This window comes from Salinibacterium sp. NSLL17 (assembly GCF_015864935.1).
Classification (GTDB): Bacteria; Actinomycetota; Actinomycetes; order Actinomycetales; family Microbacteriaceae; genus Rhodoglobus.
Genome location: NZ_JADYWH010000002.1, coordinates 645,433 through 671,046, shown reverse-complemented (window position 1 = coordinate 671,046; position 25,614 = coordinate 645,433). Strand labels below are relative to the sequence as shown.

23 protein-coding genes are annotated in these 25,614 nt (G+C 62.0%); 8 read left to right on the top strand and 15 right to left on the bottom strand.

All coding sequences use genetic code 11. The features are described from left to right. Positions 1–2 precede the first annotated feature (2 nt). Complete coding sequence (locus I6E51_RS12855; RefSeq protein ID WP_197110541.1) at positions 3–1,154, top strand: HupE/UreJ family protein; 1,152 nt, start codon at positions 3–5, stop codon at positions 1,152–1,154. Here the strand turns inward: I6E51_RS12855 and I6E51_RS12850 are convergent. The 7 genes from I6E51_RS12850 to I6E51_RS12820 form a co-directional block, all read right to left on the bottom strand. Continuing rightward, complete coding sequence (locus I6E51_RS12850) at positions 1,151–1,930, bottom strand: FAD:protein FMN transferase (protein WP_231600049.1); 780 nt, start codon at positions 1,928–1,930, stop codon at positions 1,151–1,153. The genes I6E51_RS12855 and I6E51_RS12850 overlap by 4 nt on opposite strands. After that, the gene (locus I6E51_RS12845; RefSeq protein WP_307783985.1) at positions 1,930–2,460 is read right to left on the bottom strand and encodes an FMN-binding protein; all 531 of its coding nucleotides are present in this window, start codon (positions 2,458–2,460) and stop codon (positions 1,930–1,932) included. The genes I6E51_RS12850 and I6E51_RS12845 overlap by 1 nt, the downstream gene beginning before the upstream one ends. Beyond that, positions 2,457–3,872: a ferredoxin reductase family protein gene (locus tag I6E51_RS12840; protein ID WP_197110540.1), complete on the bottom strand. Its 1,416-nt coding sequence runs from the start codon at positions 3,870–3,872 to the stop codon at positions 2,457–2,459. Before I6E51_RS12840 ends, I6E51_RS12845 begins: the two co-directional genes overlap by 4 nt. 99 nt (positions 3,873–3,971) lie before the next feature. Further along, positions 3,972–4,430, bottom strand: a complete 459-nt coding sequence (locus I6E51_RS12835; protein ID WP_307783983.1) for an FMN-binding protein — start codon at positions 4,428–4,430, stop codon at positions 3,972–3,974. Then, positions 4,427–5,854, bottom strand: coding sequence for a ferric reductase-like transmembrane domain-containing protein (locus I6E51_RS12830; RefSeq protein WP_197110539.1), 1,428 nt, complete (start codon positions 5,852–5,854; stop codon positions 4,427–4,429). The genes I6E51_RS12835 and I6E51_RS12830 overlap by 4 nt, the downstream gene beginning before the upstream one ends. A gap of 65 nt (positions 5,855–5,919) precedes the next feature. After that, positions 5,920–7,269 carry a cell wall metabolism sensor histidine kinase WalK gene (locus tag I6E51_RS12825; protein WP_197110538.1) on the bottom strand — a complete coding sequence of 450 codons (1,350 nt, stop codon included), beginning with the start codon at positions 7,267–7,269 and terminating at the stop codon, positions 5,920–5,922. Further along, positions 7,269–7,946: a response regulator transcription factor gene (locus tag I6E51_RS12820; protein ID WP_197110537.1), complete on the bottom strand. Its 678-nt coding sequence runs from the start codon at positions 7,944–7,946 to the stop codon at positions 7,269–7,271. Before I6E51_RS12820 ends, I6E51_RS12825 begins: the two co-directional genes overlap by 1 nt. A 222-nt stretch (positions 7,947–8,168) precedes the next feature. Here I6E51_RS12820 and I6E51_RS12815 point away from each other — a divergent pair, with 222 nt between their 5' ends. Both I6E51_RS12815 and I6E51_RS12810 read left to right on the top strand, forming a co-directional pair. After that, positions 8,169–9,641 (top strand): aminopeptidase P family protein, encoded by a 1,473-nt coding sequence (locus I6E51_RS12815; protein WP_231600048.1) that lies wholly within the window; start codon positions 8,169–8,171, stop codon positions 9,639–9,641. A 46-nt stretch (positions 9,642–9,687) separates the two neighbouring features. Further along, positions 9,688–11,166, top strand: coding sequence for a flotillin family protein (locus I6E51_RS12810; RefSeq protein WP_197110536.1), 1,479 nt, complete (start codon positions 9,688–9,690; stop codon positions 11,164–11,166). Positions 11,167–11,236: 70 nt separating this feature from the next. Here I6E51_RS12810 and I6E51_RS12805 read toward each other — a convergent pair whose 3' ends face one another. Genes I6E51_RS12805 through I6E51_RS12795 form a run of 3 tightly spaced genes read right to left on the bottom strand, consistent with a single transcriptional unit; the run spans position 11,237 to position 15,521 of the window. Beyond that, entirely contained in the window at positions 11,237–12,769 is a 1,533-nt protein-coding gene (locus I6E51_RS12805) for a carboxyl transferase domain-containing protein (protein WP_197110535.1), read from the bottom strand. Further along, positions 12,766–13,938, bottom strand: a complete 1,173-nt coding sequence (locus I6E51_RS12800; RefSeq protein ID WP_197110534.1) for a CaiB/BaiF CoA-transferase family protein — start codon at positions 13,936–13,938, stop codon at positions 12,766–12,768. Before I6E51_RS12800 ends, I6E51_RS12805 begins: the two co-directional genes overlap by 4 nt. Then, positions 13,935–15,521 (bottom strand): bifunctional 3-(3-hydroxy-phenyl)propionate/3-hydroxycinnamic acid hydroxylase, encoded by a 1,587-nt coding sequence (locus tag I6E51_RS12795; RefSeq protein WP_197110533.1) that lies wholly within the window; start codon positions 15,519–15,521, stop codon positions 13,935–13,937. Before I6E51_RS12795 ends, I6E51_RS12800 begins: the two co-directional genes overlap by 4 nt. A gap of 138 nt (positions 15,522–15,659) precedes the next feature. On the opposite strand from I6E51_RS12795, the gene I6E51_RS12790 reads away from it, so the two are divergent. The 4 genes from I6E51_RS12790 (at position 15,660) to I6E51_RS12775 (ending at position 20,337) form a co-directional block, all read left to right on the top strand. Continuing rightward, the gene (locus tag I6E51_RS12790) at positions 15,660–16,889 is read left to right on the top strand and encodes an amino acid ABC transporter substrate-binding protein (RefSeq protein ID WP_197110532.1); all 1,230 of its coding nucleotides are present in this window, start codon (positions 15,660–15,662) and stop codon (positions 16,887–16,889) included. A 78-nt stretch (positions 16,890–16,967) separates the two neighbouring features. Beyond that, a complete protein-coding gene (locus tag I6E51_RS12785) occupies positions 16,968–17,852 on the top strand; it encodes a branched-chain amino acid ABC transporter permease (protein ID WP_197108448.1) in 885 nt (294 codons plus the stop codon). After that, positions 17,849–18,817, top strand: a complete 969-nt coding sequence (locus tag I6E51_RS12780; RefSeq protein ID WP_197108446.1) for a branched-chain amino acid ABC transporter permease — start codon at positions 17,849–17,851, stop codon at positions 18,815–18,817. Before I6E51_RS12785 ends, I6E51_RS12780 begins: the two co-directional genes overlap by 4 nt. Then, positions 18,814–20,337, top strand: coding sequence for an ATP-binding cassette domain-containing protein (locus I6E51_RS12775; RefSeq protein ID WP_197110531.1), 1,524 nt, complete (start codon positions 18,814–18,816; stop codon positions 20,335–20,337). The genes I6E51_RS12780 and I6E51_RS12775 overlap by 4 nt, the downstream gene beginning before the upstream one ends. 20 nt (positions 20,338–20,357) lie before the next feature. Here the strand turns inward: I6E51_RS12775 and I6E51_RS12770 are convergent, their stop codons facing one another. From I6E51_RS12770 to I6E51_RS12760, 3 genes are read right to left on the bottom strand one after another with little or no spacing between them, the layout of a single operon-like run. Then, positions 20,358–21,131 (bottom strand): IclR family transcriptional regulator, encoded by a 774-nt coding sequence (locus I6E51_RS12770; protein ID WP_197108436.1) that lies wholly within the window; start codon positions 21,129–21,131, stop codon positions 20,358–20,360. Beyond that, positions 21,116–21,502 carry a nuclear transport factor 2 family protein gene (locus tag I6E51_RS12765; protein ID WP_197108434.1) on the bottom strand — a complete coding sequence of 129 codons (387 nt, stop codon included), beginning with the start codon at positions 21,500–21,502 and terminating at the stop codon, positions 21,116–21,118. Before I6E51_RS12765 ends, I6E51_RS12770 begins: the two co-directional genes overlap by 16 nt. Next, positions 21,495–22,721 carry a DUF3500 domain-containing protein gene (locus I6E51_RS12760; protein ID WP_197110576.1) on the bottom strand — a complete coding sequence of 409 codons (1,227 nt, stop codon included), beginning with the start codon at positions 22,719–22,721 and terminating at the stop codon, positions 21,495–21,497. Before I6E51_RS12760 ends, I6E51_RS12765 begins: the two co-directional genes overlap by 8 nt. 156 nt (positions 22,722–22,877) lie before the next feature. On the opposite strand from I6E51_RS12760, the gene I6E51_RS12755 reads away from it, so the two are divergent. Continuing rightward, positions 22,878–23,744, top strand: a complete 867-nt coding sequence (locus tag I6E51_RS12755; RefSeq protein WP_197110530.1) for a fumarylacetoacetate hydrolase family protein — start codon at positions 22,878–22,880, stop codon at positions 23,742–23,744. Here I6E51_RS12755 and I6E51_RS12750 read toward each other — a convergent pair. Next, positions 23,741–23,884 (bottom strand): MetS family NSS transporter small subunit, encoded by a 144-nt coding sequence (locus I6E51_RS12750; protein WP_197108430.1) that lies wholly within the window; start codon positions 23,882–23,884, stop codon positions 23,741–23,743. The genes I6E51_RS12755 and I6E51_RS12750 overlap by 4 nt on opposite strands. Further along, the gene (locus I6E51_RS12745; RefSeq protein ID WP_197110529.1) at positions 23,881–25,464 is read right to left on the bottom strand and encodes a sodium-dependent transporter; all 1,584 of its coding nucleotides are present in this window, start codon (positions 25,462–25,464) and stop codon (positions 23,881–23,883) included. Before I6E51_RS12745 ends, I6E51_RS12750 begins: the two co-directional genes overlap by 4 nt. Between the last annotated feature and the right edge of the window lie 150 nt (positions 25,465–25,614).

Here is a 25,614-nt window from a genome sequence, read left to right as displayed (position 1 = left end):
TAGTGCACCACAGCACCACAGCACGATCCGCACGGCACGGTGGGTTCTCGCCTCTGGCGAGGCTCACCGTGCTGGCCGGGCTTATCGTTGCAACGCTGGCCCTCGTTATGCCGACTGCGGCATACGCTCACGACGGCACAAGTGAAGCCCTCATTCTTACCGTCGATCAGGGAAGAGTTGTCGGGACCGGGCTCGTCGAATTCGCCGAACTGGGCCTCGAAGACACCAGCGGCGACGGCCTGATCGATGCCACCGAACTAAGCGAACAAGAAGCCGCGGTTGCGGCGACGCTTGTAGGTACCATTCGCGAAAACGTGACCCTCACCGTCAATGGCGAGGTGCTTGAGATTATTGGGGCCGGGCTCTCGTTTCAGGGATCCAGCACCGATACCGAACTCGCGGCATCCGAATACGTTGGCGTCGCTTTCGCTTCAGCAGAATTTGAAGGCGAGCTGGATGAACTAGCCGTTACGTGGACATTCCCCTCACCGAGCAATGCGATTCTGCTTTCTGACGCGGAAGGCGCCGTTCTCGGCCACCTCAGCGAAGAGGGCGCAGTCTCGTTCACGCTGGGCGCCTGGGCGACCGCAAGCTCATTTCTCTTGCAGGGCTTCGAGCACATTCAGCTCGGCCCTGACCACCTCCTCTTTCTTGTCGTGCTCGCGTTGGGCGTAGTCGGAGTCAAGAAGGGTCGCGCCGTGTGGTGGCCCGCCATCAAACTCGTGACCGCGTTCACCGTCGGGCACGCGATCAGTCTCTGCCTTGCCTACTTCAGCATCGTGTCGATTCCTGCGGGCATCGTCGAACCGCTCATCGCCCTCTCCATCGTTGCCGCCTCGGTTCTCGCACTCCGACGAAAAGCTGGCGAATACCGCTGGTGGATCGCAGGTGTCGTCGGTCTGGTGCACGGCCTCGGCTTTGCATCCAGCCTCTCTGAACTCGGGCTCGTCACCTCTGACCACGTCATTGCGCTCATCTGCTTCAACCTCGGAATCGACATTGCACAGACCATCGTCGTGCTGCTCGTGCTCGCCGTTGCGGCAGTGCTGACTCGACTGGTGCCCAAACGCTTCGAAATCATTCGGGTCAGCGCGAGCATTGCGATCGGGCTCATCGGACTCTATTGGACCGTCACGCGAGTGTGGCCGTTCTAAGAGGCTGAAGCTAACGCACTCACGAGCCCGGGTGTCGCCCGCAAGTCTCCCGCACGATCTACCGTGATGACGTCGACATCCCAACGATCAGCAACATCGTCGAGAGCAGCCCGGCCACCCGCCACAATCGTTGTCGCCAGAACATCGGCGGTCACAATGTCATTCGCGACGACACTGACCTGCACGAACTCGGCAGGCTCGAAACTGCCGCCGCGCCAAATGTGATCGCCGCGTTGAGCGCTGCCCGAGGTCGCGATCGCGCGCCGCCGATGCCGCAACTCCAGCGAACACAAGAGCTGCGTGGGGGCGGCAGGGTCGGCGATCCCGGCACGCAGAAGCGGGGGCGCGAGTTGCCCGGCCGAAGAGGTGACCGCGGTGGCTGCGCCGGTGGGGGAGACGAGAATGTCGCCACCCACGTTGATGCTCCACTGCGGGCATCCGACCGACGTAAGGTATTCGCCAGCCTGCTCAATCGCTTCGGCCTTGACGATCCCGTTGAGGTCAATCGTGCCGTCGGGACGGTGTGGACTAAACAGCCCCGCCGTCTCGTTGCGCCAGGTGAGCGCGCGAGCGTAACTGGCGAGAAGCTCAGCGCTGGCGCTGGGCAAGACCAGTCGACCGGTCGCTAGCTTGCTGAGTTCTGACTCGGGGCGGTGCAGGCTGAAACGCTCGTCGATCAGGGAAAAGATGCGTTCGAGCGCTGCAACTTCTGACGTCCAGTCTTGCGGCAGCTCGATGGACGCGACCGTGCCCATCGTCTGAAACGTGTGGCGCATCAGGCACCCGCCGCATCTAGAGCAGACTGCAGCGACGCCAGATACGCGTCAGCCGTGTACGTCGCGCCGCTCACATTTGCTACGTCGGCAGTCTGCGATTCGATCACCGCGGCGCGCAGAATGGGGATCGCCTCGTTGCTGATCTGAGCCGACCGCCCTGTGGCCGTGAGCTGCAGGGTCGCCACATCGGCGATGGTTCCCGCACTGATGGTCACGGCGACCTGCACGTCGCCGTAGCGGGTCGTAACCGTCGCGCCGGAGTAGGTGCCATCGGCTGGTCCGGTCGGTTCTGCGTCTTCGGACGGCACCTCGTCGGTTGCCGTCTCGTCGGCCGCAGCATCGTCATCTGTCACGTTGGGGACGGTGTCTTCAGCGGCGTCCGACTCGGACGCGTCGGTTTCGGCGCCGGTGTCCGTAGACAGAACGAGTGAGGTCGCATCACCCGCGATAACCGTCGCACCGGCCTGATAACCAAGAACAAGAACACTCAGCGACGCCAAAATGCTGCCTAGAATTGCTCGGGTTCTCACCAGTCAAACCTTTCTGGGTGAACCTGATGGGGGTGGATTCCGGTGGCGCGAACATCCGCTTCGACGAGGTCGAGCCACGGCGTGGGGCCGCAGAGGTACACGTCGGAGTCGGTCAGGTCGGGGAAGGCGGTCGCGAGGGTGACGCCGCGTTCGGCATCCGCTGCAGCCATCCAGCTGAGCGTGTGTTGTGGTCGGTGGCCGATCATGGAGTAGCAGGTTGTGCCCTGCGCGGCGGCAATCGCTCGGATCTCGTCCCAGTGATAGGTCTCTTCTGTTGTACTAGCTCGCAGCAGAACGGTCGCTTCTCCGGGGGCAAGCGCAGCATTTTCGAGCAGAGCGCGCACGGGGGTCACACCGATCCCCGCGGCAATAATGGCCAGTTTCGGTGACGTGCGTGCGACGGACGAGAACAACCCATAGGGCCCCTCGATGCTTACGCGTGTGCCCATCGGCAGGGTGGCGAGTTGAGCGCTGCCCTTACCGAGAGCGCGAACGGTAATGCGCGCGGAAAGGTTGTTGGGCATCGAGGAAAGCGAAATCGGGTGGGAGTGCCACCAGGTTCGCCCCGTCCAGAAGCGCCAGATAAAGAACTGTCCGCCCGAGGTGCCCAGCGCTCGAAGCCTGCGACCAGAAAACTCGATGGTTGTCACGCCCGGGGCAATCTCAGTAACGGAGGACACGCGGAGGCGGTGGCGCAGGCTCGAGACAATCGGCTTGGCGAATCGAAATGTCACGATGCCGCCGATGGCGACAATGTAGAGCGAGATCCAGTAGGCCCGTTGAAAGCTGCCTTCGGCGAGCACGCCACCGACACTGAGTTGATGCGGCAGCGCAAAGAGCACAGAGGCGTAGCTGAGGAGGTGGATGAGGTGCCAGGCCTCGTAGCTGAAGCGCTTGCGCACGGCGATCAGTGACGTTACGACGACAACAATGAGGAGCCCCAAGGCGATAAACGCGAGAGGCATATCGGGCAAGGTCAGCATCGAACCGATCTCGGCGATCGGATTGATGCCCGATGACAGCCCATAACCGGTGAGGAGCAACGCCGCGTGCGCGAGCAGCAAGTAGAGCGCTGGCTTGCCCAGCGAACGGTGGAGAGCGATGGCGCGATCGTGACCGATCGTCGCATCGATGAGAGGGATGCGGGCGGCGAGCACCAGCATCACCAGAATAAAGTCAGTGCCGATCAACCCAGCGAGGATTCCGACGCTGGTGACGATTTCGGCGATCGAAGAAAACTGGCTGAGGCCTCCGGAGGCCAGAAAGAGCGCAGCGGCCGCGGCCCCGGACGCCCATAGCGCGATCACGAGCGCGTCGGAACGACGCCCACGACGCGCGAACGTACGCCGGTAGTCGCCGCCAGCGATAGGGGATTGGGCGACGACGCGTCGGGTCGCGGCGTGGGTGGTCATGTGTATACCCTGTGGCTTCAAGCTATGGGATTGCCCGGAACCATCCACCTATTAGCTGAGCGAGATCCGGGTTGGGAAGAGCGAGGTTCGCGAGCCGCCTCAGGAAGCAGCTTGGTCGAGTGCCGATTGCACCGACTCAAGATAGGCCTGACTCGTGTAGGTCGCACCGCTCACGTTGGAGACCTGAGCAGACTGCGACTCGATAACTTCAGCACGCAGAATCGGTGCCGTTTTGTTGCTGGTCTGGTCAGAGCGACTGTATTTGTCGGCCAGAGTGAGAGCCGCAACCTCGGTAACGATGCCGGCTGAGACCGTCACGGCGACTTGAACATCGCCGAAACGAGTGTTGATGCGTGATCCGGTATATGTCCCGTCAACGAGATCTAGCACGGCCTCCTCTGGCGTGATCACCACGCTCGGAGTGATAGCTGGTGTTGGATCGATTGGAGCCGTCAACGACGTGCCGTCGCTCGTGACAACTCTCATGCCTGCTTGGTGACTGACGATCAGCACGCTTCCGGCGGCCAGAATGCTCGCCAGCATTGTTCGTGTTCTCACCAGTCGAACCTTTCCGAGTGAATCTGATGAGAGCGCAGGCCGGCGGCTCGCACTTCTGCTTCAACGAGATCGAGCCACGGGGTCGGCCCGCAGAGGTACACATCGGAGTCGGCCAGGTCAGGGAAAATAGTGGCGAGGGTGACACCACGATCGACATCGGCGGCAGAGATCCAGCTCGAGGTGGTGCGAGACCGATGCCCGATCATTGTATAAAAAGCGGCACCTTTTGCGGTGGCGATCGCCCGAACCTCATCCCAGTGGTAGGCCTCGTCTGGAGTGCTGGCGCGCAATAATACAGTCGCATCGCCGGGGTCAAAACTGGCTTGCTCGAGAAGGGCACGCACCGGTGTCACACCGATCCCGGCGGCAATGATCGCCACTTTCGGGCTGGTGCGTGCGACATTCGAGAACAGCCCGTAGGGACCTTCGAAGCTCACGCGGGTGCCGACCGGCAAGGTTCCTAGTTGAGTGCTGCCTTCGCCGAGGGCTCGGACGGTAATGCGCGCTGACCTGTTGGTCGGCATCGCGGAGAGTGAAAAAGGGTGCGAGTGCCACCACGTGCGTCTCGTCCAGAAACGCCAGATGAAGAACTGGCCACCGGATGCGTCAAGTTCACGCAGCGCATGACCGCTGAACTGAATTGCGGTCACCCCGGGAGCGATCACGTCGACCGCCGAAATGCGAAGGCGGTGACGAATGCTCGACACTATCGGCTCGACAAAACGAAACATCACGATGCCACCGATCGCCGCAACGTAGAGGGCGATCCAGTAGATGCGCTGAAACGTTCCTTCAGCGAGCACCCCGCCGACGCTGAGCTGGTGCGGAAGAGCAAACACCACAGACGCGTAACTGAGCAAGTGAATGAGATGCCAGCCCTCGTAGCTGAAACGGCGCCGCACGGCGACGAGCGACGACACCACGACAGCAATCATGAGCCCGAGGGCGATGAAGGCGAGCGGCATATCGGGGAGGGCAAGCATCGGGCCGATCTCGGCAATCGGGTTAACTCCTGTGCACAGCCCATAACCGATGATCAACAGGACGGCATGGCCGAGCAGTAAATAGAGCGCAGGTTTGCCGAGTGAACGATGCATGGCGATAGCGCGGTCGTGGCCGATGGTCGCATCGATGAAGGGGATGCGGGCCGCGAGCACCAACATCACGAGAATGAAGTCAGTACCAATCAGGCCCGCAACGATGCCCATACTCGTGATGGTTTCGCCGACAGTGAATTGGCTGGCGGTTTGCGAGGCTAGATAGAGGGCGGCGGCGGCGGGCCCGGAGGCCCAGAATGCAATGACAAGGATGTCGGAACGACGGTTGCGGCGGGCATACTTGCGTCGGTATTTGGCGGCGGAATTGCGCGGTTTTGAGGCAGCGCGACGGGAAGTGGCCTGGGTATTGGCCTGGGTAGTGGGCATCCTCCCACTCTGTTCCTGCAAACTAAGGGAACGCTAAGAAATGGGCCGCTCTAACATGAGTGAACTCACATGTTTGGCAGAGTGACGATCACGCGTAACCCCGTGTCCGTATTCTCCAACGCCGCCGTGCCGCTGGCAGCCACAGCGATCGCGTGCACCAGAGCGAGTCCGAGACCACTCCCTCCCGTCATGGCAGTGCGGGAATTGTCGGGACGGGAGAAGCGATTGAAGGCGATCGGGATGAACTCCTCAGACATGCCGGGGCCGGTGTCGTGCACCTCCAACCGCAGTTGTGTCGCATCCTGATGCAGCGTGGCAACGACCTCACCCTTCGCGGCGATAGCGGCCACCGCATTCGATAACAGATTGTCGACGAGTCGACCAAAAGTGTGAACGCCCACGGCATAGCGTGCGCTCTCATCAGCCACATCGACCGTGAACTCCACCCGCGCCGACTTGGCCATGCCCACAAGCCGCGCCCGGTCGATGCTGCCCATGAACTCATCGAGAAGGCCGTTGGCTGCGGTCTGCATCGTGCCAGAGTCTGTATCTAGTCGATTGAGCTCCAACAGATTCGACGCCAACGAGGTCAGGCGATTGACGGATGCCTTGGCCAATGACACGTGGGCGGCGAGGGCAGCCGCATCTCCTAGGTCAGAGTGTGCGAGCTCAAGCTGAGTTTTGAGTGCCGCCAGAGGGGTGCGCAACTCATGGGCCGCATCCGACACCATCTGTTTTTCGCGTTCGGTAGAGGCGCGGCTGCCGGCAAGAAAGGTGTTGAGGGTTTCAGCGAGGGCCGATAGTTCGTCTCGAGCAGGGCCAACCGGAAGGGTAGCTTCGGAGTCTGCGCTGAGTTCTTCGGCTTTGCGACGCATCGCATTCACCGGCTGGAGGGCGACGGTCGCAAGAATCCACGAGGCGAGAGCGAAGCCGACTAGCAGAACGATGGCGGCGATCACGAGAATTTCGCTGAGGCGTTGCAGGGCTAGTTCACTGGCGGCAGTGGAGCGTGCTGCCCAGACCACCCAGTCCCCGGAGGTAGTCGCAACAACAGCACCGGAGATGACAAAGGCGTGTTTCTCATCGTCACGAAAATCGAAGGTTCCGGTGACCTGTTCGTGGCTATCGATGACCTCTCTCACCGTGAACGGCACCGAGTTGACCTGCACCGCTCCGGAGGGATCACACACATACACGAGAACGCCGGTGCCGGGACTCTCAATCGTGCCGTCGGGGTTTTCAGTGATGGCGGCGATAAGCGGGACTAGGTCGCTCGAGGCAAGGCTGTAATCGGCCTCAATCAGCATCTGATCGACTGAGGCACGGACAACCAACAGGGCGATCGTCAACAGGACCGCCACGGCCGCAACACTGCCCAACGTGATGCGGGCACGGATAGAGAGGGCCGAAAACATTACGCCTTTACTGACAGCGCGTAGCCAACACCGCGCACGGTACGGATCGCGAGCGCCGATTGAGTGGGCTGCAGCTTGCGGCGTAGGTAGCTCACGTATTGATCCACCACGTTGGCATCAATGTGCGCGGTCGTGCCCCAGACCTCCTCCAAGATCACCGAACGGGTGAGCGGTTCGCCTTCGTGCGAGGCGAGCATCCAGAGCAGCGCAAACTCTTTTGAACTCATGGGCAGGGGAGTGCCGCCAACGGTAGCGCGCACGGTAGCGGCATCGAGCGTGAGGTTTCCGATGATGAGGGTCGCTCTGCTGATAGCTAAATCTCGACGAACGAGAGCGCGGATACGAGCCGAGAATTCGACGAAAGCGAACGGTTTCGTGAGGTAATCATCCGCCCCCGAATCGAGGCCGACCACGCGGTCTTCGACAGCATCCCTGGCGGTCAGTAAGAGCACGGGAAGCAGGTTGCCTTGCTCGCGCAGGTGACGGCAGATTTCGAATCCGGTCATTTCGGGCAGCATGACGTCGATCGCGGCGGCCGAGTAGGTGTCGTGGGCGACGGCGATCAGGGCATCGACACCGTTGGTGACGAGCGTGACTTCGTGGCCGTCATCCTCGAGTCCATGTTGCACAAGAGCCCCCATGGTCGCGTCGTCTTCCACGACAAGGATCTTGGTCATGGCGGTCAGACTACGCGAGCGGGCTCGCGCGCAACGGCAGCGAGGGCGCGCCTGTGGACAAGAGCACCCTCACGCTAGTTACTCGCGTCTGAGCGCGCTGGCGGCGCAGACCGATCCCAGGCCGAATTGCGTGGCACTATCGGGCGCTGCAGCGCTGATACCGTGGCGGTGCAGCCAGTTCTCACCCGACTGGTGACACCAACACTTCGCTCAAAGGAAACCATGTCGCCGGAATCCGTTCCCATGCCCGATGCCCACCCGCACACCGCTCCCGCAGCGTCAGTGCCGCACCCTGATCGTGGCGACCCACGGTTGCCGCACTTGCGCAACGCGACCGGGTTCATCGAGTACATGGAGACCGGGTGGGCCACTCCCGACCGCACCCCCGATACTGTGCCGGGCATCGCCGCGGCAACGGCAGCGCACCGCGCACGACTGAGCCCCGCCTTTGCTGGACGCACGATTGTGGTGGCCGGCGGCACGGCTCCGGTGCGCGTGAACGACAACTACTACGGCTTCCGCCCCGACAGCAATTTCTTCTGGTTGAGCGGATGCTCGGCAGAAGACGCCGTGCTCGTGATGAGCCCCACGGCCGGTGGCCACGACGCGACGCTGTTTATTCCCGCCCCGGCATATCCCGGTGAGGCAGACTTCTTTGCGGATGCTGCCCACGGAGAACTCTGGGTCGGCTCCGCACCCGGGATGCCCGAGTGGACGGCCGCGCTGCAGATCGAGACGCGTCCACTTTCGGAACTCGATGCAGCTTTGGCGCGTGCGAGCGACATCGCGCTCACCGGATCACTGCACGGAGCGAACCCGCTGCTGCGCGACATCCCGGTCTCGCAGGATCTTGGTCGTGTGCTTTCGGAGATCCGGATGATCAAAGACGAGTGGGAAATCGCCGAACTGCGCGGTGCCGTGAACCACACGATCGAAGGCTTCAAGGCAGTCGCCCGCGAGATTCCGCAAGCCATCGAGTTCGGTGGCGAGCGCTGGCTGCAGGGCACCTTCGACCGCTACGCGCGCACCGTCGGTAATGGCACCGGCTACACCACGATCGTCGGCAGCGGAAAGAATGCGCCCGTGCTGCACTGGGTGCGCTGCGACGGCCCCGTGAATCCGGACGCCGCCGTGCTGCTCGACATGGGAGTGGAAGCCCGCTCCTTATATACGGCGGATGTCACGCGCACGCTTCCGGCATCCGGAACGTTCTCGGCCGCTCAGCGTCAAGCGCACGACCTCGTAGAGAAGGCGCACCGTGCGGGACTTGCGGCGGTTGGTCCCGGCAAGATCTTTAGCGACTTTCATCTCGCTGCGCTCGAAGTGATCGCGACGGGTCTGCACGACTGGGGCATGCTCCCCGTCTCGGTCGACGAAGCGTTGAGCCCGCAGGGTCAGCATCACCGCCGCTACATTGTGTGCGGCATCGGTCATCACCTCGGCCTCGACGTTCACGACTGCGCGCAGTCGAGCTATTCCGCCTACCAAAGCGGCGAACTCGTGCCCGGAATGGTCATGGCGGTCGAGCCCGGACTGTACTTCCACGAGTGGGACATGACCGTGCCGCCTGAGCTGCGCGGCCTCGGCGTACGCATCGAAGACAACGTGCTGGTCACCCCAACCGGGCACGAAGTTCTCTCCGAGGCACTGCCAATTACAGCGGATGGCATCGAAGGGTGGATGCGCGCGCTGTAACCAAGGACAATGGGTGCAGATCGCTCATTTTTTGAAAGGTGCATACATGGAAATCTTCGCCACTGGCGGACTCGTCCTCCTCATCGGAATCGGGGTGGTCATCCTTGTTGTACTTTTCCTGGTCATGTTGCTGATCGCTCGCGCCTGGTTTAAGGTCGCTCGCGCCGACGAGGCTCTCGTCGTTTCGGGGCGTTCGCAAAAGGACTCCTCGGGCAAGGACTCGGCCGTCACGGTCATCGTGAATGGCAAGGCACTGGTCAACCCGATCACACAGCGCCACGAGACGATTTCGCTTCGCTCGCGCCAGGTGTCAATGACTGCAGAGGCGCAGTCGGCTGACAACGTAACGCTTCAGGTTGAAGCGGTCGCGATCGTGAAGATCGGTTCTGACCCTGCCCTGGTTCGTCGTGCTGCCGAGCGTTTCGCTTCGCAGGATGCCGCCATCGAGCAGTTCACAACAGAGCAGCTTGAAGGTGCTCTTCGTGGTGTTGTCGCAACCCTCTCGGTTGTCGAACTCATGCGTGAGCGCAAGAAGTTCTCTGACCAGATCGCGACGGATGTGTCGACCGAACTGTCGGAGCAGGGACTGATTCTCGACTCCTTCCAGATCAAGGGCATCGGCGACAAAGTTGGCTACATCCAGTCGCTCGGAACTCCGCAGATCGAGTCGAAGCGTCGTGAAGCAGAACTCGCCACGGCCGACGCCAACCGCGAGATCTCGAAGCGCAACATCACTGTTGCCGAGGCGAACCTGATCGAGCAGACCGCGCTCGACAAGAACACCGCAGACTCCAAGGCTGAGGTCGGTAAGGCCAACGCTGAAGCTGAGCAGGCCGAAGCGCTCGCTCGCGCCACTGCCGAGCAGGGCGTTCTGCAGCAGCGTGCCGAGAACCGTCAGGCAGAGCTCGACGCTGACGTGAAGCGTGTAGCCGATGCCAACCTGTACAAGGCTCAGAAGGATGCCGACTCCGACGCCTACCGTCTGGTCAAGGGTGCCGAAGCTCAGGCCCAGATCGCGGCTGTCGAAGCTGAAGCAGTGCGCGTTCGCGCCGCCGCCGACGCGGATGCCGTTCGCCTTTCCGGTGAAGCACGCGCAGCAAGCATCGAGGCAGAAGCTGCGGCTCTCGCCAAGCACCAAGATGCGCTCCTCGCGCAGCGTGCCCTCGAATCACTGCCACTCGTCATGGAGCAGTGGGCAAAGGGTTATGGCCAGATCGGTTCTGTCACCGTCATCGGTGGCAGCGGATCAAGCGCAGCCGACACCATCGGAAACGAAAGCTCAATCGCTTTGCGTAGCTCCTTCGAATCGATCAAGGCTGCAACAGGTCTCGACCTCGCCTCGATCATTCAGGGCCGCGCCGTTGGTCAGGCTGTTGGTGAAGGTGCTCGCGGCAGCGCCGGCACCAGCGCCGGCACCAGCGCAAGCGACAGCTCAAACGACACCTCGCTCGCAGCAAAGCTTGCAGAAGTAGCACTTAGCGAGACCTCCGCCGGCGCTACCGAGGGCAGCGACAGCTCGGAATAATCGCATAACGGTAAAAGGGCGGGCATCCAGATCATCGGATGCCCGCCCTTCGTCTGCCGCGACGTGAACGCTAGTCGTGGTCGTGGTCGCTGACCTGGTCGAGGCTCGCTGCACCGCTGTCTGCGATGCCGAGACCGAGGTAGTTGGCCGTGCGCGCGGCGCGGCGCTGATCGTTGTCTTGGGTCTCCAGATCGGCCAGCTGGCGCACGATCGCGTGACCGACTCTGCGGCAAAACTCAGCGGGCTCGACGTCAGCAGAGGGCCATTCTTCGACGATTTCATGAACGATTCCGTCGTCGAGCAGATCCTGAGAACGCACGCGCTGGTCGACGGTCATGCTCGCGGCGTGCGTGGTGTCGCCGAACATGATCACGCTGGCTCCTTCGGGCGGCAGCGGCGCGAGCCACCCGTTTCTGGCCGCAATGACGCGGTCGGCGGGCATGAGCGCGAGTGCGCCGCCCCCCGTTCCTTCGCCGAGGATGACGGCAATGGTCGGCACCGGCAGGTCGAGCATCTCCGCCAAGCAGCGTGCGATCTCTCCGCCGAGACCGCCCTCCTCTGCCTCGCGAGAAAGGGCTGCGCCGGGAGTATCAACGACGGTGATCAGTGGCAGCCCGAGCTCAGCGGCGAGAGCCATTCCGCGGCGGGCTTGGCGCAGAGCATCCGGACCCAGCTCGGCGTCGCCCTGTGCTCGCCGATCAAGCCCGACAACAACAGTTCCTCGTCCGCCGATGGTGGCCAAGGACACCACAGCCGACTTGTTCGATTCGCCTTGACCGGTTCCGCTCAGGGGAACGATGGAGGTCGCGGCGTAGCGCAGAAGCGAACGCAGGCCGGGGCGCCCGCTGCGGCGCGAAATCTGAATTGACTCCCACGACGAGGGAATCTGCGTCGCGGGTTCCTCCGCCGGCGGAGGAACGGAATCATCAGCGGCAGCGATGATTGCCAGAGCCTCACCGGCCATGGTGCGCAAATGCTTGGCATCGAGCACGGCGTCGACAATGCCGTGGGCGAAAAGGTTCTCGGCGGTTTGAACACCTTCCGGAAAGTCGGCACCATAGAGCGCCTTGTAGACCTTGGGGCCGAGGAAGCCAACCAAAGCGCCCGTTTGAGCGACGGTGATGTGGCCGAGCGAACCCCACGAAGCGAAAACTCCGCCGGTCGTGGGATGCCGGAGGTAGACAAGGTAGGGAAGTTTCGCCGCTTTGTGTGCCACGACTGCTTCGGTGATCTTGACCATCTGCAAGAACGCCCGGGTGCCTTCTTGCATGCGCGTTCCGCCCGAGACGGGGGCGGCAAGCACCGGTAATCCCTCTCTGGTTGCTCGCTGGATTGACTCCACCATCCGGGTCGCGGCGTTGACGCCGATGGAGCCACCGAGAAAACGGAACTCACCCACGACGACAGCGACGCGCGCCCCATTGAGTAGGCCTTCGCCGGTGACGAGTGATTCGTCTTCACCGGTCTTGGCGCGGGCCGCCTCCAGTTCGCTGCGGTAGTTCTCCTCGATGGCCAACGGAGCCAGCGGCGAGTTCCAGCTGACGAAGGTGTCATCATCGAGCGTCATAGCGATGAGCTCGCGAGCGCTGGGATGGGTGTTCATTGGTTAAGCCAATCACGCACAGAGTCGTTGTGTTGTCCGAGGGTCGGCGGCGCGCTGTGTGCCGTGCGCGTGTGCTCTTCGCCGTCGGCGCTGAAGAAACGCAATGGCGGGCCAGGCAGGCTGATCTCGCCGAGGGTCGCGTGGTCGACATCCACGATGAGTCCCTGCGACTGCGTTTGGTCCCACTCATAGACCTGCTGCAGGTTGCGCACTCGCCCGGCGGGGATTCCCGCTTCTTCGAGAGCGATCAGCAGGGCATCCGCATTCCAATCCGAGAATACTTCTTCTAAGGCGGCGATGAGGGAGTCACGATTATCTACACGCTGACCATTGGATGCCCAGCGCTCGTCATCGACTGCGATCCCGGTCATGGCGCACAACCGCGCCCAGAGGCTCTCCGACCCCACCGCAATTTGCACCGCTCCGGATCCCGTGTAAAAGAGCCCGTAGGGAGCGATGGATGGATGATGGTTTCCGTTCGCCAGCCCGACCTCCTTGGCGACAGTCCACCGCGTGCCTTGGAAGGCGTGCACTCCCACGACGGAGGCGAGAAGCGACGTGCGAACAACCTGCCCGCGTCCCGTGCGCTCTCTTTCGAGCAACGCCGCGAGCACGCCATAGGCGCCGTACATGCCGGCGAGCAAGTCGCCGATCGGCACACCAACGCGCTGGGGATCGTCTGGCTTGCTGCCCGTGATCGACATGAGCCCGGCTTCGCCCTGAGCGATCTGGTCGTAGCCTGCCCGTCCGCCCTCGGGACCGTCGTGGCCAAAGCCACTGATCGACAACAACACGAGGCGCGGGTTGAGCTCTTCTAAGCGTGCGGGGGAAAAGCCCAAGCGATCGAGCGTTCCTGGTCGAAAGTTTTCGAGCAGAACATCAGCACGCGTTATGAGGTCTGCCAGCAGAGCCGAGTCTGCTGCATCCTTCAGGTTGAGGGTGATCGATTCTTTGTTCCGGTTGGTGGAGAGAAAGTAGGTCGACTCCCGAGCTCCTTCGTCGCCGACAAAGGGTGGACCCCACCCGCGAGTGTCGTCGCCGGTGCCGGGGGTCTCCACTTTGATGACGCGCGCACCTAAGTCGCCCAGCATCATCCCGGCGTGAGGGCCTGCCAAGGCGCGAGTGAGGTCGAGCACGAGATAGCCGCTCAGTGAACCGGTGTCTTTCATGCTCGTGCCTCCAGCGTGGAGACGCCGAGCTGGTCGCTGAAGGCGAGGATCATGGCGCTGGTTTCGACCCCAGTGGCGGCGCCAAAGGTGTAGAAGTCAGGGCGGATGAGCACGCTCTCGGCGTTGAGCTGGCCGAGCCACGCAGCGTACGTGCCGTCGACTTCGTCAATCGTGATGACGGCGGGATGCTCGCCGGAGAGGGCCACGACGGTGATGCCCCGATCGCGGATCGCAGCGGCGGCCTCAGGGGAGAGAAGCGTGTAGAGCTCGGCCTGCGCCATCATCAGTACCGCCCCTGAATACAGGTCGTCGAAGCGGGCAGCGGAACCGTCGAAGTGAATAGTCGCTTGGGGCGAAAGCTGTCCGCCGTCGGAGAGATGAAGTCCTGGGCCCAGTAGCGGGGCGGGAGGCGCAGGGGGAGCGTGTCCCTTGGCGAGCTCGGCGATCATCCGTTCGTCTCGTTCTGCTGCTTCTGCGGGATCAGTGATGCAGATCACGCGCCCCAGTGAAATGGAGAAGTCGATGAACTCGCGGATGTGAGTGAGGCGTTCGGTCTCGTAGGTGTCGAGAACACTCTCGGCGGCGCGACCGTCAAGCACAGCCCCGAGTTTCCAGAACAGATTCATGACATCGCGCAGACCGGCGCCCAAACCCTGGCCGGCGAAAGGAGGCATGAGGTGGGCGGCGTCTCCCGCCAACAACACGTGGCCCTGACGCCAGCTGGTGGCCCAACCGGCTTGGAAGGTGTACACCGAGTGTCGTTCGAGTTCAGAGTTGTCGGGGCGAATTCCGAACGGTTCGAGCAGCTCCCACGCCCGTTCGTTCTTGTTGAGCGACTCGATGGTCTCGTGCGGCAAGCGCATGAACTCCCAGCGCCGTCGCCCGGGGCCACCGGGAACCATCGTGGCGGGGCGAGCGATGTCGCAGGTCTGAATCGCGACGTGAGGAAATTCGAGAGAGGGATCGGGGATGACGTCGACGACAAGCCAGTCGTAGAAGAATCCCATGTCGTGCCAGTCGATACCGGCCCACCGGCGAACAGTGCTGTTCGCTCCGTCAGCGCCCACCAAGTAGCGGGATTCAACGATGAGCTCGTCTGCTGTGGCGAGGTTGCTCAGTCGGGTTGAGACAACGTCGTCGTCGGCGATGACCTCTGCCGACCATCCGCGAAGCACCGTCACAGTGGGCAATGCCAGGAGCACCGCCTCCATGCGGTCTTCAAGCGCAGGTTGGCTGAAAAAGTAGGTGTTGTACCAACCGGATGATCCGATTCCGCTCCAGTCGACTTCGACAAGGCTTTGGCGCTCGGCATTGCGCCAGACATACATATCGTCGTACGGCTCGGTGATCTCCGGAATCGTGTCCGGGGCCAGACCGATGGATTGCAGGATCCGTGCGAACTCAAAATCATGAGTAACCGCACGGGGCAGGGGATAGCCCTCGGTCTTGCGATCGGCGATGAGGACGCGATGACCAGCACGGCCAAGTTGGATCGCCAGTAGCTTTCCCACGGGACCAAGTCCCACGATCATCACGTCATAGTTGTCGGTTGCCGCTGTTGGCGGCGTAGCTTCATTGCTCACGTCGCCGAGCCTAGAAGTAGCGAAAGCGGGCGCCGAAGTTCTGTCCCGAAATACGGGATGGAAAGTTGTTTGCTTGCCGACAGGGTTTGAGTATGGGGTATCCCGTGCACCACGGGCCGCAATCAAAGGAGATTCGCGATGCACCTCAGTACCCGACGTAGGCGCTTGGCTGGCGGCCTCGCGTTCATCACGGCAACAGCACTTGCCCTGACTGGTTGTTCCCCCATAGGGGCGGATGGAGGAACCTCTGATTCCTCAGAACCCATCCGCATCGGAGCAACAATTCCCCTCAGCGGAGCGCTCGCAGGCTTCGGCAGCTTCCTTCAATGGGGCTACCAGCACGCCGTCGACGAAGTGAATGCTGCTGGCGGCATCATGATCGATGGAACAGCTCGCGAAGTCGAACTCACTCTCGTCGACGATAAGTCCGACCCCAACGAGGTCACGTCATCGATCAAGACCCTCATCTCTTCCACCAAGGTGGATGCGTTGCTCGGTTCCTGCACGCCTGACCTGGTGAACCCGGGAGCGGTCGTTGCCGATTCCCAGGGCGTTCCGTTCGTCGCGGAGTGCACCCCCATCGAGGTATTCAAGTCCGTGAAGGAGTGGACCTACGCCTGGGACATCTTCTTCTCGGTCGCCGACCAGGCTGTCGCTCCATTCGAAGCCCTTGAGGCGAATGGGATCGAAACCAACAAGCAAGTGTTCATCCTTCACGACAACGGCCCTGACGGGCAGGCAATCGGGAACGAAATCTGGCCAGCCGTTGCTGCCGACCAGGGGTACACGATCGCGGGAAATATCGAATTCCCCGCTGACAACACCGACTTCTCGGCCGCCATTCAGAAGGCCAAAGAGTCAGGCGCTGACATCGTCTTCATTTCGTCGATCACACCAGCGGCGATCTCCATCCGCAAGCAGATGGCAGCCATCGGGTGGACCCCGAAGGTCATCGTCGCCGAAAAGGGCGCCGAGCCAGTCCAGTTCGCTGAAGCGCTCGGAGACCTGGCCGACGGCATCATCGTCGGAGCCTACTGGGACCCGTCCTTCGGTTACCCCGGCGCAGAAGAGCTGAAAGACGCGTTCGAATCCGAGACCGGCCTGACCTCGAGCCAGCACATCGCTGATAGCTACACGGCAGCAATGGTGCTGATGGATGCCATCGCAGCAGCAGGGTCGCTCGACAAAGACGAAATCAACGACGCCATCGGCGAAACCGACGGCATCTACGCCGTCGGTCCGGTGAGGTTTGATGACGAGCACGCGGCAAAGATCCCCGTCGTGTCGTCGCAGTGGCAAGACGGCGTTCCGATCATCGTGTGGCCGACGGAACAGGCGACAGGGGACTTCCTCTTTCCCGTTCCCTAATCCCGGTGACACGGGGGCCGGCACTGCGGTGTCGGCCCCTCACCCCACCGCCCCTACAACGATGTGGATGACTCTCGGATGAACTCGATTGACCCTGTAGGACTGGCTAACACAGTCCTCGGCGGAGCCCTTCTCGGTGGGCTCATCGCCCTCAGTGCGGTAGGGCTCTCCCTCGTGTTGGGAGTGATGAAACTCGTCAACCTCATGCACGGCCAGATTGTCGTGCTTGGTGCTTACGCCGCCTTCTACTTGGCCGCGTTCTGGGGCATCAGCCCTCTGCTCGCGTTGCCCATCGTCTTTGTGCTTGGCTTCGCCTTCACCGCGCCCGTGCAGCACTTCATCCTCGCTCCCGTCGCCAAGCACGGCGAAGAAGCGGGATTGCTCACCACGTTCGCCCTCGCGATCATTCTCGAGAACCTCTTCATTCGGTTCTTCTCCGGCGACAGCCGATCGCTCGACACGGCCTTCAGCCGCGAAACGCTCGCTATCGGCCCCATCAACCTCCCGACGATTTACCTCATCGGGTTCGCCATTTCGTTGACCGTCTGTCTGGCCGTCTGGATGTTGGTGACCCGCACCTCGTTCGGTCGCTCGCTGCGGGCCAGTTCTGAAGACCCGATCTCGGCGGCCATTGTCGGCATCCACGTGAGTCGCGTGCGCTGGGGCACCTTCGCCCTCAACGGAGGGTTGGCATCGATGGGTGGAGTGCTCATCGCACTGTGCTTCTCGTTCACCCCGTCATCCGGCTCGGAGTACCTGCTCACCGCGTTCGCGATCATCGTGCTCGGCGGTCTCGGCAACATCATGGGCACCTTCGTGGGCGGAATCGCCCTCGGCGTCATCCAATCGCTCGGCGCCTACTTCTTCGGCGACGGTTACCGCACTTTTGTTGGACTCGTCATGCTCATCATTCTTCTGGCCATCGCGCCTAACGGAATCCTCAAACGGAGGCGCTCACTGTGAAGAACGGAATTTCTATCCTGCTCAGTCGCATCGCGACCCCCACTCGTGTGGGCCCGAGAGACTTCATCATCGTTGCCGTGCTGGCCGCAGTTGCCTTCGCCGTGCCGTACTTTGCGGGAACGTATCAGCAAGAGGTCGGCTTTCGCATCCTGCAACTAGGAGCGCTTGCCGCCGCCTGGAATATTGCCGCCGGGTACACGGGGCTAGTGTCGCTCGGCTCGGCAGCGTTCTTCGGAATCGGCGTCTACACGATGGCGATAGCCAGCAACGCGGGCTTGCCGATTGCGCTGTGTGTTGTTCTCGCAGCACTAGTCGCGGGGCTGTTCGCGCTCATCGTGAGCCCGGCGTTGTTCCGCCTTCGTGGCCTGTACTTCACCGTGGGCACTCTCGCGCTCGCCGAAGCGATGCGCATCTTCGTCGTCAATAGTCCGTGGTTCGGCGGCCAAGCAGGAATCTACCTGACCGCCAGAGCGCCCAAGGCCTATGACCTGTATTGGATCGCGCTGCTCATTGCCGTGTTCGTCGTGGTCTGCGTTCTGCTCTTACTGCGCAGCCGATGGTCGTACCGGATGCAAGCGGTGCGCGACGATGAAGATGTCGCAAGCCAGCTGGGGGTGCGCACCTATCGCACCAAGCTGTGGGCGTTCGGACTCTCTGGTGCACTCATCGCCATCGTCGGCTCGATTCAGGCGCTCAACCAGGGCATCGTTCAGCCCAACGGTGGGTTCGGGATGAGCTGGACCATTGACATCGTTTCCGTTGCCATCATCGGCGGCATGGGCACCAAGGTCGGCCCGTGGGTCGGTGCCGTATTTATCGTGTTGCTTGGCGAGTTTCTCATCCAGTTCCCCGAGATCCACTTGGCCGTCGTCGGTGTGGTTCTCGTGCTGGTCATCCGCTTTATGCCCAATGGGATCTGGGGCACGCTCACGCTCGCTCTGCAGAAGAACAGGAACTTCTCATGACCGCCGTATTGCAGCTCGAGTCGATTACCAAGTCGTATGGCGGGGTTCGTGCGCTCGATAGCCTTTCGCTCGAAGTAGCGCCCGGCGAAGTTTTGGGTGTCATTGGCCCCAACGGTGCGGGCAAGAGCACCCTCATCGGGGTCATTGGGGGCGCGCTCACGCCGAACTCGGGCACCGTCACGTTCGATGGCCGCGACATCAGCAAACTCAGCTCCGCCGATCGGGCGCGCCTGGGCATCGGTCGCACGTACCAAATTCCACGACCATTCACTCGGATGACCGTGGCCGACAATGTGCGCCTCGCCGCGACAAACTCGGGCCACCACATTTCGCAGCGCGAGCTCGAGCCCTTCGTTGCCGGCATCCTGGAGCGCCTGGGGCTCACCCCTTTTGCCGAAGAGGTTGCGGGCAAGCTGCCCCTGCTGCGTCGCAAGCGATTGGAACTCGCCCGAGCGTTGGCGTTGAAGCCCCGCGTGCTGCTGCTCGACGAAATCGGCGCTGGTCTGGTTCGCTCAGAGACCGAAGAGCTGATTGCGATCATCCAGAGCCTGCGCACCGAGGTTGAGTCGATGGTGCTCATTGAGCACGTGATGGATGTCATTTCGCAGTGCTGCGATCGCACTGCGGTTCTCGACTTCGGCAAGATGGTCACGATTGATGAGACGCCCAAGGTGCTCGCTGACCCCGTGGTCGCATCGCTCTACCTTGGCTCGGTTGCGGAGAGCGCCGACACTGTTGTGGTTGACGAGGAGAAGCGGGCAGGCATCCGTGCCTCGCTCACGTCGCTTGTGAGCGTAGCGACGTCAGTGCCCGGCACGCCTCTGCTCGCCGTCGACGATATTTGGGTGCGTTATGGCGGCCTGAATGCGCTCAAGGGCGTCTCGTTCTCGGTGAATGCCGGGGAATGTATCGCGCTCCTGGGAGCGAATGGTGCGGGCAAGACGACGATGGCTCGCTCGCTCGCCGGCGCTGTTCCACTGACCTCGGGAACGATCTCCTTCGCCGGCAAATCAATTGCCGGGCTGCGACCGGATGAGGTGACGGCGCTGGGGATCGCTCAGTGCATGGAGGGTCGCAAGATCTTCGGAACCCTGTCGATCGAGGAGAACCTGATCGCTGGTGGATTGGACGCGCGCAAGCACGTGAAGGCAGAGCGACTCGAGGCGGTCTACTCGATCTTCCCGATTCTCAAGCAGCGCCGCAAGAACTCGGGAACAGCCTTGTCGGGCGGGCAACAGCAGATGCTCGCCATCGGACGAGCACTCATGTCTGCGCCCACGCTTCTGGTCTTTGACGAAATCTCTCTCGGTCTCTCGCCGATTGCGGTCGACGAAGTGTATGAAGCGCTCGGAGCGATTCGAGATTCTGGCGTCGCGATGATCGTCGTTGAACAGAGCGTGGACCGTGCGCTGGGGCTGGCCGACCGCGCGATGGTGCTCGGCCAGGGCGAGATCACTCTGGAGGGCAAGCCTGCAGAGTTGCTCGCTGATGCCCGGCTCTTGTCGAGCTACCTCGGCTGACCTGCGGGCGGGGTGGCTAGCTAGCTGGCCGAGGGAATGTTGCGAGAGTCGAACAGCAGGTTTCGGGTATCGATGCTTCCCTGCAATTTCATGAGCCGTTCCACGAAGAGCGCCTGCAAGACGTCAAACCGTTCGGTGGGGGCCACGATGGCGACAGCCTGATTGACGCCAGCCGAGTTTTGGATGCACGTGGCGACCGCCGAGATGCCGACGTCGCGTTCTTCGTGGTCGAACGCCAGATTGTTGGCGCGCACTTCATCGAGTTCAGCGATGAACTTGTCGACGTCGGTAATGGTCTTGTTGGTGTGTCCGACGAGTACGTCAGGCAGCACTTCACGCACTTTTTGGTCGGGCAATTGTGCCAGCAGCACTTTGCCAATGCAGCTTCCGTGCAAAGAAAAACTCTTGCCCACTTGAGTGACGGCGTGAAGGCGTGCGGTCGAGGCAACCTGGTCGACGACAACGACTTCTCGGCCGCTAAAGATAGCGAGTTCGACATTCTCGTTCACCGCCCGCGCGAGCGAGGTGAGCACGGGGCGCATGCCAGCGACGAGTTGCAAGTGGCTGTTCATCCCGAACTTCAAGACACCGGGACCGAGCGAGTAGCCGCCGGCGGATGACGCTCGAATGACGAAGCATTCACGTTCGAGTTCTTGAATGATGCGGTGCACGCTCGAGCGGGGCAGGCCGCTGCGCTGAGAAAGGTCAGTCAGAGAGAGCTGCCCGCGGCCCTCAGCGACAATATTGAGGATCGTTGTGGCGCGGCCGAAGATGGACATCAGCTCACCGGCCACGTTCGAGTGACGATGAGGGAATCGATACCCCAGGTGTGCCCGTCGCGCGAGAATGACATCTCGTACTCTCCCATCGTCGTCAAGAGTGGGGCAGGAGTGAACTCCCACCGGGTATATAAAGCTACGGCTGAGTATCCCAGTTCTGACTCAACAAGGCGAACATTGGTGATGATGTGGCGGTGGCTGTTGGGTTTGCCCCACAGCTCGGAGTAGAGCTCGGTGAGTTGATCGTCACCCGCTACAGTGCGTTGAGGAAACGTGACGGTGGCGCGGCGAAAGAGCTCCAGCGCCGCGGGGATGTCTTTGGCGTCGGCGATCGCTCCGTAGCGATAGAGGAGCTGCTGGGCTGCCGAATATGCATCCTCAGTCATGAGTCGCCTCGTACCGTCGCAACAGTGCTCTGCCGTAGTCGTTGCCATTGGGGGTGCGCACGATGGTGTGAATGTGGAACCCCGCAGGCTCGGTGTTGCTGAGGAAGACACCGCAGTGGTGATCGAGTTCGAGGATGACGACGGGGCTCTGTACACGGATGTAGAACACATCCTCGGGGCCGGTTCCGCCAATCCACGAGATCCAGGTGTCGTCGAAGTGCGCTTCGATTTCCTGTTGCCGGGCTCGAGCCGGGCCCTCAGGCAAGTAGTCGATGAACTCGTGCACGAGCTCACGGAGTCGATCGCGCGCATCCGCTTCGAGCTCCGACGCGCGAACTCCCTCGTAAGGAATCACGCGGTTGTCTTGAAACGCGCCGGCAAGGTGGCGCTCATCGCCGGGATGGATGCGGCCCGCCGGCATGGCGGGATCCACCATCGATTCAAAGAGCACGGCGGTGTTCCTCTGAGCCGGAGTTAGCGCAGCCAGCAGCGCGCGAGCTTTCGTCACGCGCGGGGTCAGCGCAGGGTCGTCGTCATCGTGAAGCTTGTCGGGTTCGGCGCCAAAGAAGATCGGCGAAATCACGAGTTGGTCGGCGACGACCGCGCAATTCAGGGCGAGGTGGTGTCCAAAAATCTGCCACCCCCACGGTTCGGTGAGCGAAGGAGTTCCGTAGAGAGAAACGTTGTAGCTGAGGCCGTTCATGATTGGCTCAAGGCCGGTAAGCCCGCCCAAGTGGCCGTTGATGTGCATGAGCGTGCGAGCGAGCGTGGCGCCCTGGGGGCTCAGCGTGGCATCGAGGAGCGCGAGGAGCGCTTCGCGAGCGTCGGCGTTGAGAAACTCGAGCCGCAGACCGGTGTCGTGCTGCATGAATTCGGGGTTCGCCCATGATTGCCATTCCACGGCATCCACGGGGTACTGCAGCGTCTCGCGTTGCTCAGGAGTGAGCGCCGCCAGCGCTGCCGTTGCTGCGCTCACCATCGCTGTGACGGGCGCACCGTTGGGGGCTGCTTCGAAGAGGTCGGGGATGATCGTGCCATCAGAAGTGACGCCGACGAACTCTGCGGGGTAGAGCGGTTGCCACCCCCGAATCAGGTTTCCCGTGAAGGCGTCGTGCTTCGCGGCCTCCCGATAGGAGTACGCGTCGAGGCCCCGGAGGCCCACGATCCGTTCATCGTCGGATGGGTATAGGTAGTGCCGGAAACCAGCGTCGTCGCTCATCACGTCGCTATTGAAGCACAGCAGTTGTGCGCTCCCGTAGGAGGTGTCCCGTGAAGTGAGACAGGCAGTTGACCGGGGTCGCTGGCGGGCTCAGGATCGATCTCAAGCAGGGTCGCTTAGCGCTACGCCTGCATCCATCGCTTAGAAAGGCGCGGCATGAGGCTTGTCGGAGCACGACTCTCCCCGGGGAGCGATACGTTCATCGCAGAATTGACGATGAAGGATGGCGTGGAGGCCGCCCGCATCCTCACGGATCTAGAAACCTTTTGGGCCTCACCGGCCGCCGCCTTGGCAAGCTACTCGTCCGAGGGCGGAACGGTTGTTCCGCTCGACCAATTGCAGTTGGTGCCTCCCGTGTTGCCGGGTGCCCGTGTCATTTGCATCGGGCTCAATTACCTCGATCACGTACTCGAAGGAAGCTATGCCGATGCAGGCTTGCCGGAGTACCCGACGCTTTTCGCACGCTGGACTTCGTCGCTCACCGTGAGCGGTGCGCCCATTCCCGTGCCGTCTAATGAGGACGGAATCGACTGGGAGGGCGAAATCGCCGCCTACATTGGTGTGCCTCTGATCGATGCGGATGCGGACAAAGCTCGCGCGGCAGTGATGGGATATTCGGCGTTCAACGACGTCACCTCACGCCGGGCCCAGAAGCTCACCTCGCAGTGGATCTTGGGTAAAAACGGCGACAACAGCGGCCCTCTTGGCGCCCTCGTCACGGCCGACGAAGTGGGGGATTTGCGCGACGGCTTACGGGTGCAAACCCGGGTGAACGGTGAGCAAGTTCAAGACGGCAACACCAAGAACATGATCTATGAACTGGGCGAAGTTCTCTCGCTCGTCTCCCATAGCTTCACGCTGAAGCCCGGCGACATCATCTGCACCGGTACTCCCTCGGGCGTCGGCTACTCTCGCACGCCCGCATGGTTGCTGCAGCCCGGTGACGTGGTCGAGGTGGAAATCGAACGCATCGGAACGATCAGCAACCCGATCGTGTCGAACTCGCTGCGCCTCGAAAGCTAGTCGTCGTCGCTGACCAGTTCTGAGCCTTCGGGATACACGTCGAGCTGGGGTTTGCGAGCAAGGAAGATGATGCTCGCGATCAGGCCGCCCCACACGAGCACGGCGGCGACGATGAAGAACGTGATGGCGATGCCGCTCATTTGCTGAGCTCCTTCAATGCTTGGGCGCTGGGCCACGGGGTGAAATCATCCGGATCGTGCTTCCAGCGCAGCGCGGTCATGGTGATGGCGCCGATCAGGATTACCGCGATGGTGCCCCAACCTGCAATCGCGAGGTACCAGAGCGGGTAGCCCTCGTATCCTTCCGTGACGAGCACGATGATTCGCTGGATGAGCATGTAGAGCAGAACGGCCGGCGCCAGAACTCCGACGAGCAGTTGCCACAGGCGCCCCACCTTGAATGTCGAGACGGCGTTGAGGTGTGCTGCGAGCTCGGGGCCCTTACGGAACACCCAGATCACGAGGATCGTCGAGGCAATCGCGGCGACGACGATACCGATATTGTTCGCCCACTGGTCAACGGTGTCGAGCGTAATCAAACCGGTGGTGGTCGAGAACAGCAGCACTGAAACAACGGCCAGGGCGGCCCCGACGCGCACTGATGCTTGGCGGGCGGTGATCCCGAACTTGTCTTGGAACGCGGATGACACGACCTGAAGCACTGACAACAACGAGGTGAATCCGGCCATCACGAGCGAACCGAAGAACAACGCCCCGAAGAGTGGTCCGCCGGGCATTTGCGAGACGATCGCTGGGAACGTGATGAACGAAAGCCCGACACCGGTGATGCCTTCGAGCTCGTCGACACCGACCCCCTGCTGGAACGCGAAGAACCCGAGGGTGGCGAAGACGCCGATACCGGCGATGATCTCGAACGAGGAGTTGGCGAACGCAACCACGAGCGCGGGCGCCGTGACGTTGGCTTTGCGGCTGCGGTAGGACGAGTAGGTGATCATGATTCCGAACGCGATCGACAGCGAGAAGAAGATCTGGCTGTAGGCCGCAATCCACACGCCGGGGTCGCTCAGAGCGGAGAAGTCAGGAGTGAAGAGAGCATCCAACCCGGTCATCGCGCCGTCGAGGAACAGAGCGCGAACCACGAGGATGAGGAAGGCCACCACGAGCAGCGGCAAGAAGATCACGTTGGCGCGCTGCACCCCCTTGGCAATGCCGGAGCCGAGCACGGCAAGAACCGCTACCCACACGAGCACGAGGGGGATGAGAACTGCGGGCACAAACTGCGCGCTAAAACCAGGTTCCGAGGTTTGAAGGAACTCGGTGACGAAGAAGCCCTGAGTGTCGTCACCCCAGCGCAGGTCGAAACTAAACGTGAAGTAGCTGGCTGCCCACGCGACAACGGCGGCGTAGTAGACGGCGATGATGATGCAAATCCAGACCTGGAACCAGCCAAGCGACTCTAGCCACTTGCCCGCCTTGCCGCCGAGGCGACGGAACGCTGTTGGCGATGATCCACGAAAGCGGTGCCCGATCGCATAGTCAAGAAAGAGAATCGGGATGCCGGCCGTGACCAATGCGATCAGGTACGGAATCAGGAATGCCCCGCCACCGTTCTCGTAGGCGACGCCGGGAAAGCGCCAAATGTTGCCGAGACCCACGGCGGAGCCGATGGCCGACAGGATGAAACCCCACTGGCCCGACCACTGCTCACGTGGTCGCGAGGCGACGGATCCGTGTTCGCCCGATTGTTGCTGCACCGACACAGTTGCTCCTATGCGTAATGGCCACCCGAATGGCCGCCGCTGGGGCCACCCCGAAATTGCGGCCCGCTACCCCCGAAGAGGGTGTTCTCACGTTAACACTTGGGGGTACAGAGTTGCGACATGTGACGGTGCGAAGCGGTCAGCGGTCAG